The following is a 12,039-nucleotide window of genomic DNA, read 5'->3' as shown; positions in this document are numbered from 1 at the left end:
AGGCCGCCGAGGTCACCTGCGTCAGGCGACGAACCCCCGCCCGATGCGGCGGATCCCCGGTTTCACCAACCGGGGATCCGCCGCGAGCCAGAGCCTACGGCCAGCCTTGCTCCACCTTGTCGGGGGCGGTGTTCCAGCTCTTGGGTATGAACGTGATCACGTAGGTTCCGCGGTCGAAGTCCGCGTACCCGGCGGACCACTTCCGGAACTTGCTCTCGTGTACGTGCATGGGGCCCAGGCCGCTATTGGGCGCGTGATAGTGGTCGCCGTGGGTCCATGTTGTTTCGTCGGCGTCCGCTGCCGTTTGAGCCCCGAACCAACCGTAGTCAAAATTGACCCAACCTTCGCCAGGACGGGCCGGACTGCGCGGAATGTTTCGGTCCTTCGACATGTCGACCAGGCCGGTGCCCTGGTCGGGGCGGAAGGCTTCCGCGTCGCCGTACTTTCTCTTGTCGGCGGAGCCCCGCTGGTCCTGCCCGCTCCAGAAGTGCTTGGAGTAGATCACCGCCTTCATCTTCGACGGGTCGTAGTTGCCTCCGTCTCTTTCCCTGAAGGACGGTGTATTCCTCAGTGCCGAGTAGAAGTTCGAGCGGCTGTCCTCGTGGAGCAGGGCATCATTTTTGTTCGTGAGGTCCGTCTTGAGGTTCTTGAGGTAAGTCCCCTCGTCGTGGGCGTTTTCCAGGGCTTTGTTCATGATGGACGCCACATCACGCGCCCGCTTGAATCCCTTCCCCTCGTCGAAGCTGGCCTTGGCGATGCGGCCCTCGAACTCCGCCCGCGTCTCATTGGGCCGGGGGCTGGTGTTCTTCAGGTCGTTCTTGTACTTGTTCTCGTCGAAGAACGCGAACGCCAATTTGTTCGTCGGGTAGAAGCCCGAATTGATCCAGGTGACGCCGACGCAACCGTAGGACAGGTTCTCTCGCTGCTCTTCGGTCATTTGCTGCTTCTTGCCGTCGCGCTGACTGTAGACCTGCTGCCACTTGCGTATGTAGTTGTTGACGACCGTAGTGGCCCTGCCTCCGTAGGCCCGGTACGCGTCAGGCATCCTGTCGAGCGGCTCGGCGGGAGGGGTTTCCCTGTCGTCGACAAAGGCGGGGGTACGGAAGGGGGGCGCGCCCGCCGGAGGCTTGCCGGGCTGACCGACAGCCAGAGCCCTTTCGTTGAGCGCGTTGATGTTCCTGACGTCATGCGCCGTCAGGCCGTGCGTTTCGGCGTAGGACCCCTTCTCCGCCCCGCCGCCGTCGGCGGCCTGGCTGAGCGACGGAGTGAATCCAGCGGTGCATATGACCGCACCTACGGTGGCGAAGGCGAGAAATCTCTGACGTTTGTACATGGAAATCAAACTCCCTTTGTGGTGAAGCCTCGTGGAACGAGGGCATGCGAGAGCGCGACGTGTTGGAGGGGGCTGCGGCGAACAGCCGCTCAGGGCCTTGGCCGCGGAGTCCTGCGTCGCTGCGCCGACGGCAGGAAGGCGCCGCGGCCGCGAGGCGGAAGGAGATGCGATGAATGCGAGAGTCGGCGGTGGCGGCGCGGCGTCGCCGGGCAAGACCGTGGTGGTCGCCGGGCGGGCTGGGCACGACTCGGCCGCCCGGTCGGGCGGGGCCGGTGGCTCGCTACATCAGGGTCGTCGCTGAGGCGACGACGCGGGCCCGGTCCGGGTGGTCGAGGTCGCCGTAGCGGACCTCGACGCGCGGGCGGGAGCGCATGAACTCGGTGTCGACCAGGCGGACCTGGCCGGGTGGTCTACCAGTGGTGCGGTCACGGCGGTGGTGGTGAGGGTGCGGAGAGCGGTTCTGCGTATCACTTCTCGGCTCCTGGAAGAGTGATCAGGTTGCTACGAGCAGTGAGCATGTCCTTGAGTTAACTCCCCGGCAACATCATGGCTTTAAAACCGGCCACCCCGTTACATGGGGCGGTATTTGGCCATCCATCCGATTCGGGCCAGCGTTGGAGGCGGTGCGGTATTCAGCCCGCACGTTCAGCTCGGTGAGCCGGGTGTCGTTCCGGGCGAGACACCGGCGCCGGCGACCCTTGCAGGTCGAAATCTGACGCACGGAATGAAGGGCATCCGGCCCCGAAACGTCAGCGATCCAGGGGCAGTTGGTCGCCGGTGGCGCCGATTTCCAGGCGTGCGTAGTCGGGGTGGTCCAGGCGGTGGTGGACGTAGATCTGGTCGGCCCATGGCGGGTCGAAAGGCGTGAACGCACGCAGGCCCAGGACCCGGCCGATCGGCCGGTCCGGGTGGGTGGTGTTGAAGTCGGCGAGGGCCGCGGCTTCGCCGATCTGCTCGATGGTCCCGGGCAGGTCGTCGAGGTAACAGGTGACGCGGGGCAGCAGGTGCTCGTGCGCCGGGCCGCGGAAGAGGTCCAGGGCGGTCGTCGTCGAGGAGTAGTGGTCCAGGTCGAGGCAGACGAAGCCGACCGGGTGATCGCGCAGCAGGTCCGCGCGGCTGTCGAGATAGTCGTGCAGCGTCTCGGCGAGGTCACCGATCACCAGCTCGGCCGCGCCCAGGCGGGCGCGCAACCGGTCGTGGTCCATGGTGTAGAAGCCGGGGCCGAACAGGTAGGGCAGATCCCGGGGATCCTTGGCGGCGGGCATGCCCGCGCCGCTGTCGAAGCCGACCACCCGGACCGCCATGCCGGTGGCGGCGGCGTAGTACCGGGCGTGCTCGGCGAGGGCCAGCAGCCCGTTGCCCCCGGCCACCCCGAACTCCACCACCGTGACACCTCGGTGCCCCAGTCGCGCGGCCAGCTCGGTGGCCCGGCGTACTCCGTAGGCGTAGTGCGGCCGCTCAACGAGGCCGAACCGGTACGCAGCTGCGGAGCCGGCCCCGGGCAGTCGCCGTAACAAGCGGTTGCGGGCCACCTGTCGGGTGCCGGACTTCGACCAGTCCCACAGCACATCGGCCAGCCCACCGGAGGGCCGACGACCGTACGGATGACCCTTCTGCGCGGTCGTGCGTGAACCCCTGCGCACCACGACGCTCCCCTCTGAGCGACGGACAACGAACGGACTACGATCAGCGGCAGCCTTCCCGCCAGTCCACCCCGCCCAATCCCCAGGGGGTTCCTTCCCTGCCGGACCGGATCGTCCGCATACCTGGTCAATAGTGACGGAGGTGGTCACGAACGGCCCGGGCGACCTGGGCCATGAGGGCCTCGGCACCGGGCTGGGTGCCGGCCGGGACGACTGACTCGGTGAGGACGGCGATGGCGTAGGCCTGACCGTCGGAGTGCTCGACGACGCCGATCTCGTGGCGGAGATTGAGGAGCGTGCCGGTCTTGGAGGACCAGGTGGAGGCGTCGGAGCTGAAGTCCGGGGCGAGTCGCTGCCGGAGCACGTTGTGTGCCATGAGGTCGCGTACCCGCTCGGCCACCGTGGGGTGGATCTTCGACGGGGTCCACAGGGCTTCGAGCAGTTCGACCCAGGCACGCGCGCTTCCGGTGCTGGCGCGTGTGGTGTCGAGCTGGGGGACCCGGTGCCCGCGGCCGCTGGTGCCGGCGTCGATGGCCAGGGCGTGCGCGAGGTGGGCCTGGGCGGCATCGAAGCGTTCCGCGGGGGTGTCGGACAGCTCGTGGATGGTGTGGCGGAGGGTGATGCCACGGAGACCGAGCTCGTGGAGGATGTCGGCGACCTGGGCGGGCGGGGTGAGGTCGAACAGCGCGTCGGCGGCCGTTCCGTCGCTCAGGCAGGTGCTCAGATAGAGCAGGTCGTCGATCGCGATCCGGGCGGGGTGGCGGAAGCGGCTCAGCCCGGTGGGGCCGGGCGTGGTGACCCGCCCCGGCCGCACGTCGAGCGTTGTCGCTCCATCGAGTTCGCCCCGCCGGATGCGTTCCGCCGTCGCCAGCGCGAGCGGGATCTTGACCAGGGACGCGGAGGGCAGCGGAATGTCCGGCTCGATCCCCAGCTCGTCGCCCGTGTGAAGGTCCCGGACGAGCAGGTAGCCGTGCAGACCGCCGTCGTGCAACTGCCGGCGCAGGTCGCTCAGCAAGGCCTCGGTGTTCACTTCGTCGTTCCTTCCGCGGTTCCCGTCGGGGTGTCCGCGCCGAGGCAGCGGGCGATGGCGTCGCCCAGGCGGGCTTCGATGTGCTGGGGATTGCCGTCGGCGGCGACGGCGAGCGCGTACCCCCGGCGGAGCGTGATCTCGCCGATGGGACGCCAGCTGAGGGCGAGTTCCTCGGCCTGTGCGGGGGAGCACAACAGCAGGTCGCGGGTGCAGAGGACCTCCGCCGCGGCGGTCGTCAGGTCGGCCGCCACGACGAGCTGCGCGGGCCGGAGGCCGACCGCGTCGCGCAGTCGCGCCAACGGATCCCGGATGTGCGGCACGTCGTCCTCCGGCTGGAGCCAGATACGACGAGCCAGGTCGGCCGAGCCCCGTGGGACCCGCAGCGTCTCCAGGTAGACGCGCTTCACGCCGGTGCCCCGCGCGGTGGCGAGCCCGAGCGGCACGGACCACCCCGCCTCGTCCGACGGCACCGCGAGCAGGGCAGCACGTACCTGCTGCGCGTGGACGAGCTCCCTGCGCTGCGCGGGCTCCGCGCCGCGGACGTCGAGCGTGACACCGAGTCCCCGCGCGTCGGCGACGAGGCGCGCGAGATCGACCGTGGAGCAGATGCCGGGCACCGCCAGCCGCCACGGCTTGCTCTTGGCGGCCTCCCCCTCGTGGAGCAGCACATCGGCCGCCTGCACGAGCTGCCTGGCCACCGGCAACAGGTCCCGGCCGAAGGGGGTCAGGACGGCCCGCCGCGACGTGCGCTCGAACAACTGCTCCCCGAAATGTTCTTCAAGCGCCGCGACGCGACGGCTGGCCACCGACTGGGACATCCGGGCAGCGGACGCTCCGACGGTGAAGCTGCCGTGTTTGCTGACGCTGACGAACGCGCGACATGCCCCCACGAGATCCACGCCCCGAACTCTATGCCGGATCGGCATGGAACGGCGCATTAGCGTATTGGACCGCATGGTCGCCCGAAGGCGAGGGTGGTCGGGCAGTCATGACCACGTACCGGGACGGCCGCGTCACCCGTCCCCTACGCGCCCGCGCTGTGGGCGCTCCTGGAGGTTTGGACCATGCAGCACACTCGTGCCCGCCGCGCTGTTCTCGGCGCGCTCGCCGCGCTCGCCCTCGTCCCGCTCACCGCCTGCGGCCAAGGCGGCTCCTCCGCCTCGTCCTCCCCGTCTGCCGCGACGACGAGGACGGGCGCGGCCACGAAGCCTTTCGCGCAAGAATTCAAGGGCCTTGAGCGCAAGTTCGACGCGCGGCTGGGTGTCTACGCCATCGACACCGGCACCGGGCGCGAGGTCGCCTACAACGACGGCGAGCGGTTCGCCCATGCCTCCACGTTCAAGGCACTGGCCGCCGGCGCCGTGCTGCGAAAGTATTCGCTGAGCGGGTTGGACCGGGTGGTCAAGTACTCCAAGGACGATCTGGTCGACTATTCCCCCGTGACCGAGAAACATGTCGAGACCGGCATGACCCTGGGCGAGTTGTGCGACGCCGCCGTCCGCTACAGCGACAACACCGCGGGCAATCTGTTGTTCGACGCGCTCGGCGGCCCCAAGGGCCTTGACGCCGCACTCGAGAAGATGGGTGACCACGAGACCCGGATGGAGCGCCGTGAGCCCGAGCTGAACCGATGGGCCCCTGGCGGGACGCAGGACACCAGCACACCGCGAGCACTGGCCAAGGACCTGCGCGCGTACGTTCTCGGAGACGCCCTCGGCAAGGGCGAAAAGGCGCGGCTCACCAAGTGGCTGCAAACCAACACCACCGGGAACGAGCTCATCAGGGCAGGGGTGCCCAAGGGCTGGGTGGTCGGCGACAAGACCGGAGCCGGCCAGGGCTACGGCACCCGCAACGACATCGCCGTGGTGTGGCCGCCCAACGCTGCACCCATCGTCATGGCGATCATGTCCAACCGGACCAAGGAAGACGCCTCCTACGACAACAAACTGATCGCCGAAGCGGCTTCCGTGGTCACCGATACCTTGTCTTGACTTCCGGCCCCCGAGCCGCACCCGGACCCGAACGAAGGCCTGTAGCAACACGAACGCCCCCGGCTTGGCCGGGGGCGTTCACCGTCAACCCCGCTGCGCGGAGGCCCGGTTGGGGGCGGTGCGGGCGAAGAGAAACGCAGCAGTCAGAAGGAAGGAGATCGCGGGCACCGCAGCCTGGGCGGGGTGGTACCCGGTGATGGCGGCGTCATAGGCGACGACCGGCAACGCCGCCGTGACCATGGCCGCCAGCGCGAGCCGCGCACTGCCTCCTCCCCGCGCGAAGGCGCAGGCGGCGACCGCGAGGATCAGGCAAGGCCACATGTTTGATTCTGCCAGGAGCGGCAGTGCGATGCCGATGTGATCGGCGAAGAGCGTCCGCCACATGACGCAGAGAACGGCGAGCGGCGCCCAGATCGCGACGGCCGCACCGGAGGCCATGCGGCGCACCCGCCAGCCGGGAGCCATGTCCGGCGGACAGCCGACCAGAATCACGGCCGACAGCACGGAGAAGACGACGAGGGCACCAGGAGCCCCCAGCACTCCTCCTCGGCCGACGGTCGCCGCCAGCAACGCGCCCACCGTCAGAAGGGCCGCCAGGCACCAGCGGCCGACAGGCCACCGGCCCCCGAGCGCGACCCCCGCGGCGGCCAGGAGAGCCACCCACAAGCCGGTGAAGACCGCGTCGGCGGCTCCGAGATACAGCCCGTCGTCCCGGGTATCGAGCAAGAACGCGGCGAGCTTGAAGAGTTCGAGCCCCGCATGGGCGGCGAGGACGGCCACGACGAACGGTGCGGCGGCCGCGAAGAGCCGCCCGGCGCGACGGTCGGAGGAAAGCCTCAGCCGTATGCGCAGGGCGTGCGCGGCGAGGTCCGCCGCCTCTCGCGATCTGGCAAGCCGTCCGGCGCCGTCGACGGCTTGCCGGTAGACCTCGGCGATCTCATGCCCGTGCCGGGTGCGGTACTCGGTCGGATACAGGCGCATTACGGGGGTGGTCATGCCGTCACTTCCCCGAGGCGCAGGCGACGTACGGCTTCGCGGGCTGTCGCGGCCAGCCGCTCCGTCTCCTCGGCCAGCACGGCACGACCGTCCTTGGTCAGGGCGTACGTGCGTCGCGCACGGCCGTCCACGACGGTCTCTTCGTGGACATCGATCAGCCCTTGGCCGAGGAGGCGATCGAGGGCTCCGTACAGGGTGCCGGTGCGCATCTTCACCCGGCCCTGACTGATCAGCTGGACTTCCCGCATGATCGCGTACCCGTGCCGGGGCGCGTCCGCAAGTGCCGTCAACAGCAGAAGCGTGGGCTCCTGCACCACTCGGTTACTCATGTGATCAACATATGTCGGTGAACGACCTATGGGCAAGTGGCGTTCCGCCCAGCCGGTACGCGGCCCCCCCCGGACGGCCCGGATGGCACGGCCCCCTCGCGCGCCGAGCCCTCCGGCGCGGTGTCCGGTTCCCCTCTTGGGCATCGTGTGAAGAACGTGGAGAATCCCGAACCGTCGCGCCATACATCTCGGATCACGTCAGTGAGGAGACAACATGCGCTCGGTGAAGACGGTCCTCGCCCTCGGTGTCGCGGCGCTGGCCGTGACGGGAAGCACCATGACCCCGACCGCGGCAGCCGCGACCCCCTCCGTGCACGCCAACGGGAAGGCCATGACCTGGACTCTGCTCGCGGACGGCCCCAGCGGAACGGTCCAGGTGGGCGGCGGTGCTCTGAGCAACCCCTACCAGGGCGACACCGCCACGACCACGGCGCTGCCCGTGCTCTGCCTGAGAATCGACGGCCGACCGGCCCCCGCCGGCATCACGCCCGGCTTCTATGCGGGCTGGGCGCGCGGCGCGGTCGCGGCCACCGGCCCGATCCGCGGCACCCGCCTGACCAGCCGCGCGGTCGCCGACGGAGTCTGCGCGAACAGCTTCGGCGCGGGCTGGCGCATGGCCGAGTTCCACGACGGCAGATACGGCCCCGGCCTGGAGAACTCGGGAGGCTGGAGCTACTGGGCCTACGGCGACGTCCCCGCCGGCACCCGTTTCTGGACAGCCATCAACGATCAGCCGGCCAACCCCTGGGACTGACGGACACCGCCCTCGCCGGCGCCGGGCAGACCCGCGATATCCGCACTCTGTCCGACGCCCGAGCGGGGGGCCCGGCCGGCATTGGCCGGGAGCGGCTCAGGGGCGACGGGATCGACGCCGATACACATCTCGTAGTCCGGTAGAGGCCTCCTGTCATCTTCCCGATTGAGTGCAACTTCCCAGCAGCGGCTAGGATTTGGTCGTTCTTGAGAAGGGGCGCTGATGGGTACCAGATTTATTGAGGTAGACGAATCTCGGCAAGGCGAGCCGGGTGTGCAGAAAGGAGGCAGAACACTCACGGTGGGAGACCAGTCCTTCACCCAGGAGATATGGGTGAAGGTCGAAACCTACGACGACCTCGACCCGACCGTGACCGGGGACGTCCATCTGCACACGTTCGCAGTCCCGGGTATGGAAGTCCGGGCGGGGGCCGCGAAGAATGATGAGGACGGAAGCAGCGAATTCGAAACCAGATTGATCCCGTCTGTCCAGTATTACCAGATCGAGCTCGGGCCTGACTCGCTGAATAAGCTCCATGATGCGCTCAATCCCTTCATTGCGGCCGCGAAGGAATGTGAGCCGCCAAAGGGCCGCAAGGTGCGCGCCAAGTAGTCCACAATGTCCCCTCCCACGAGGGGACATTGCCATTTCGCAGACGGTAGGACCCGCTTGCCGGAACTGCCGCAGGCCCTTCTCCACCCCGTCCCGGTCGCCGTGGACGCCACCTTGTCAATCCGTAGCGTTCCCGGTGCCCTCGCCGGGCAGCCGTGGCTAGCGTCCACCCCGCCGGTGCGCGCGAGCCGTCGCTCAACGCGCCGCGACCGTACCCCACCTGCCCGTTCCGACATGACCCCGAGGGGGAAGGACGCCACGTGCTACACGGTCTTTCCAGACGTGCGCTGCGCCTCGTTCTCGCGGCGGCAGTCACCGTATTGCCGTCATTGGTGACGACGTCCCCGGCCGCCGCGCGAGCCCAGGCAGCCGGATACGCCGCCTCGTGCCCGACGGCCGGCTTCATATCCGATGGCTACGGCGGCGCTCGCGATCACGACGGCATCGACATCGCGAGCCCCCGCGGCACTCCGATCCACGCCGTGGGCGACGGCGAGGTCATCAACTCAGGACCTGCCGACGGCTACGGCCAGTGGATCCGCATCCTGCACCCCGACGGAACGGTGACCGAGTACGGGCACATGTACCACCGGGACGTGGCGGTGGGCGAGCGGGTGACGGCCGGTCAGCGAATCGCGCTCATGGGCTCCGAAGGCCAGGCCGACGGTCCCCACCTCCACCTGCGGGTGCGCCGCGACACCAGCATGTCCCATGGCATCGACCCCATTCCGTACCTCGCGGCACGCGGCGTGACCATCCCGTGCACCCCGGGCAAACGCCCCGGGCCCCCGCCGCTGGTGTATCCGGTGGAGTCGGGCCGGGCGGTGTCCGCGCGGTCGTCCGACGGCCGGCTGGAGATCTTCGCGGCCGGGGCCGACGGGGTGCACCACGCCTGGCAGACGCAGGTCAACGGCGGCTGGTCGGAGTGGGAGCGGCTGGGCGGCCCCGGTAACGCGCAGCTCGCGGTCGCTCCCAACGCCGATGGCCGGCTGGAGGCGTTCGCGGTCAACGGCGAAACCGTCCAGCACCGTTACCAGCTGACGCCGTCCGGCGCCTGGTCGGACTGGGAGGAGTTCGGTACCGGCGGCAGCAGTGTCGCTGCCGGAGTCAACGCCGACGGCCGTATCGAGGTGTTCGCCTCCGGTCCGGTGGGCGTCTTCCATCGATATCAGACCGCGCCCAACGGCGGTTGGTCGAAGTGGGAGCCCACGGGCGGTGGCCCCGCCGGCAGCCGGGTGAAGATGGAGAAGGCCCCTGACGGCCGACTTGAGGTGTTCGCGCTCAACGGGAGTACCTTCCAGCATCTGTATCAGAAGGCTGTCAATGGTGGTTGGTCGGAGTGGGAGGACTTCGGTGGTGGCGGTCATGACGTGACCGTCGACCACAACGCGGACGGCCGCCTGGAGGTGTTCGCTTCCGGTCCGGTGGGGGTGTTCCACCGCTACCAGACGAGCGCCACCAGTTGGTCGGGCTGGGATCCCGTGCGAGGCCCCGCCAACTCCCGGCTCACGAGTGACCGCACCGCTGACGGGCGTGTCGAGGTCTTCGCCATCAACGGTGAGACCGCCGCGCACATCTGGCAGAAGAACGTGAACGCTCCCTACAGCGACTGGGAAGAATTCGGCACCGGCGGAACCGAGATCACCGCCGCCACCAATGCCGACGGCCGCATCGAGGTCTTCGGCACCAGCCAGGCGGGGGTCCACCACAAATGGCAGACCGGGTTCAGCACCTGGTCGCATTGGACCTGGGTGAACAGCACCTCCGGTCCCCCCATGACATGACCGGCCACCTGAAGGGGCAGCAGTTGATATCGATCCCGGGCTCCCGGCGAGCGAGAACGGCCTCGCCGGCCAGAAGTACCTGCCGCCGTGTCGTCGTGTCGGTGCTGGCTCCGCTGCTCGCGGCGGCGGGCCTGGTCATCGGCGCCTCACCGGCACAAGCGGACGCCAGTGACCTGTGCGCCCAGGTCGGCTACAACGCGGGCTGGCGTGGCGAGGCTCTGGAAATCGCCGTCGCCGTCGCATTGGCCGAGTCGAGCTGTAACCCGTCCGCATTCAACAGGACGGGTAACACCCCCAATACGTCGACCGACCGCGGACTGTGGCAGATCAACGACCATTGGCATGCGGAGGTCGACGATGCCTGCGCCTACGACGCCCAGTGCAATGCGAATCAGGCCTATCGCATCTCCAACCAGGGGAAGAACTGGCAGCCGTGGTCCACGTACGTCATGGGCCATCACCGGCGGCACATGGACGTCGCACGCGCCGCGGTAGCGCGTCTCGGGCGGCCGGGCCCCGGCCCCGCACCCTTGGTGTACCCGCAGGAGTCGGGCCGGGTGGTGTCCGCGCGGTCGGCCGACGGCCGACTGGAGGTGTTCGCGGCAGCGGCCGACGGGATTCATCACGCCTGGCAGACGCAGGTCAACGGCGGCTGGTCGGAGTGGGAGCGGCTGGGTGGCCCCGGCAATGCGCAGCTCGCCATCGCGTCGAATGCCGACGGGCGTCTGGAGGCGTTCGCGATCAACGGCGACATGGCCCAGCACCGCTATCAGCGCTCCCCGTCCGGCGCCTGGTCGGACTGGGAGGAGTTCGGTACCGGCGGGAGCAGTGTGGCCGCGGGGGTCAACGCCGATGGTCGTATCGAGGTGTTCGCTTCGGGGCCGAAGGGGGTGTTCCACCGGTATCAGGATGCTCCGAACGGCGGTTGGTCGACATGGGAGCCTACCGGAGGTGGTCCTGAGGGCAGCCGGGTGAAGATGGAGAAGGCTGTCGACGGCCGTCTCGAGGTGTTCGCGCTCAACGGGAGTACCTTCCAGCATCTGTATCAGAAGGCTGTCAATGGTGGTTGGTCGGAGTGGGAGGACTTCGGTGGTGGCGGTCATGACGTGACCGTCGACCACAACGCGGACGGCCGCCTGGAGGTGTTCGCTTCCGGTCCGGTGGGGGTGTTCCACCGCTACCAGACGAGTCCGACCAGTTGGTCGGGCTGGGATCCTGTGCACGGTCCTGCGAATGCCCGGCTCACCAGCGACCGCAGTCCCGACGGGCGGGTGGAGGTCTTCGCCGTCAATGGTGAGACCGCCGCGCACATCTGGCAGAAGGGTGTGAACGCTTCTTATACCGACTGGGAAACCTTCGGAACCAGCGGCAGCGAGATCAGTGCCGCGGCGAATGCCGACGGTCGCATCGAGGTCTTCGGGATGAGCCAGGCCGGAGTACACCACAGGTGGCAGACCGGCTTCAGCACCTGGTCCGAATGGGCCTGGCTCAACAGCACTTCCGGCCCGCCCGTCAAGTGACCCCACACCCGCGGCCGGCCGGGGCGACGACTGCCCGGCCGGCCGCG

Annotated in this window: 11 protein-coding genes; 5 read left to right on the top strand and 6 right to left on the bottom strand. The window is 68.7% G+C overall.

Annotation, left to right across the window (positions count from 1 at the left end; genetic code table 11):
• Positions 1-94 precede the first annotated feature (94 nt).
• From AB8O64_RS04755 to AB8O64_RS04740, 4 genes are all read right to left on the bottom strand, one after another.
• On the bottom strand, positions 95-1,333 hold the full coding sequence (locus AB8O64_RS04755) for a protein-glutamine gamma-glutamyltransferase (RefSeq protein WP_370418018.1): 1,239 nt from the start codon (positions 1,331-1,333) through the stop codon (positions 95-97).
• Positions 1,334-2,082: 749 nt separating this feature from the next.
• The gene (locus AB8O64_RS04750) at positions 2,083-2,976 is read right to left on the bottom strand and encodes a hypothetical protein (RefSeq protein ID WP_370418017.1); all 894 of its coding nucleotides are present in this window, start codon (positions 2,974-2,976) and stop codon (positions 2,083-2,085) included.
• A 127-nt stretch (positions 2,977-3,103) separates the two neighbouring features.
• Positions 3,104-4,006: a serine hydrolase gene (locus AB8O64_RS04745; RefSeq protein ID WP_370418016.1), complete on the bottom strand. Its 903-nt coding sequence runs from the start codon at positions 4,004-4,006 to the stop codon at positions 3,104-3,106.
• Positions 4,003-4,905 (bottom strand): LysR family transcriptional regulator, encoded by a 903-nt coding sequence (locus AB8O64_RS04740; RefSeq protein ID WP_370418015.1) that lies wholly within the window; start codon positions 4,903-4,905, stop codon positions 4,003-4,005. The genes AB8O64_RS04745 and AB8O64_RS04740 overlap by 4 nt, the downstream gene beginning before the upstream one ends.
• Before the next feature lie 165 nt (positions 4,906-5,070).
• Between AB8O64_RS04740 and bla the strand changes: the two genes are divergently transcribed.
• A complete protein-coding gene (gene bla, locus AB8O64_RS04735) occupies positions 5,071-5,997 on the top strand; it encodes a class A beta-lactamase (protein WP_370418014.1) in 927 nt (308 codons plus the stop codon).
• A gap of 84 nt (positions 5,998-6,081) precedes the next feature.
• Here bla and AB8O64_RS04730 read toward each other — a convergent pair whose 3' ends face one another.
• Positions 6,082-6,993, bottom strand: coding sequence for a hypothetical protein (locus AB8O64_RS04730; RefSeq protein WP_370418013.1), 912 nt, complete (start codon positions 6,991-6,993; stop codon positions 6,082-6,084).
• On the bottom strand, positions 6,990-7,322 hold the full coding sequence (locus AB8O64_RS04725; RefSeq protein WP_370418012.1) for a PadR family transcriptional regulator: 333 nt from the start codon (positions 7,320-7,322) through the stop codon (positions 6,990-6,992). The genes AB8O64_RS04730 and AB8O64_RS04725 overlap by 4 nt, the downstream gene beginning before the upstream one ends.
• Positions 7,323-7,536: 214 nt before the next feature.
• Between AB8O64_RS04725 and AB8O64_RS04720 the strand changes: the two genes are divergently transcribed.
• From AB8O64_RS04720 to AB8O64_RS04705, 4 genes are all read left to right on the top strand, one after another.
• Entirely contained in the window at positions 7,537-8,076 is a 540-nt protein-coding gene (locus tag AB8O64_RS04720) for a hypothetical protein (protein ID WP_370418011.1), read from the top strand.
• Between the two features lie 333 nt (positions 8,077-8,409).
• The gene (locus AB8O64_RS04715; RefSeq protein WP_370418010.1) at positions 8,410-8,688 is read left to right on the top strand and encodes a hypothetical protein; all 279 of its coding nucleotides are present in this window, start codon (positions 8,410-8,412) and stop codon (positions 8,686-8,688) included.
• 260 nt (positions 8,689-8,948) lie between these two features.
• Positions 8,949-10,472, top strand: coding sequence for a peptidoglycan DD-metalloendopeptidase family protein (locus AB8O64_RS04710; protein ID WP_370418009.1), 1,524 nt, complete (start codon positions 8,949-8,951; stop codon positions 10,470-10,472).
• Entirely contained in the window at positions 10,469-11,992 is a 1,524-nt protein-coding gene (locus AB8O64_RS04705) for a hypothetical protein (protein WP_370418008.1), read from the top strand. The genes AB8O64_RS04710 and AB8O64_RS04705 overlap by 4 nt, the downstream gene beginning before the upstream one ends.
• Positions 11,993-12,039: the final 47 nt, after the last annotated feature.

Source organism: Streptomyces sp. QH1-20 (assembly GCF_041283565.1).
Lineage (GTDB): Bacteria > Actinomycetota > Actinomycetes > Streptomycetales > Streptomycetaceae > Streptomyces > Streptomyces syringius.
Note: the sequence above shows the minus strand (reverse complement) of the source record. Positions and strands in the feature narration are given on the sequence as shown.

Bases quoted from the DNA above. Each gene is read 5' to 3' on its own strand.
- AB8O64_RS04755 (WP_370418018.1), bottom strand. From the start codon at position 1,333: ATGTACAAACGTCAGAGATTTCTCGCCTTCGCCACCGTAGGTGCGGTC.
- bla (WP_370418014.1), top strand. From the start codon at position 5,071: ATGCAGCACACTCGTGCCCGCCGCGCTGTTCTCGGCGCGCTCGCCGCG.
- AB8O64_RS04730 (WP_370418013.1), bottom strand. From the start codon at position 6,993: ATGACCACCCCCGTAATGCGCCTGTATCCGACCGAGTACCGCACCCGG.
- AB8O64_RS04725 (WP_370418012.1), bottom strand. From the start codon at position 7,322: ATGAGTAACCGAGTGGTGCAGGAGCCCACGCTTCTGCTGTTGACGGCA.
- AB8O64_RS04720 (WP_370418011.1), top strand. From the start codon at position 7,537: ATGCGCTCGGTGAAGACGGTCCTCGCCCTCGGTGTCGCGGCGCTGGCC.
- AB8O64_RS04705 (WP_370418008.1), top strand. From the start codon at position 10,469: ATGACCGGCCACCTGAAGGGGCAGCAGTTGATATCGATCCCGGGCTCC.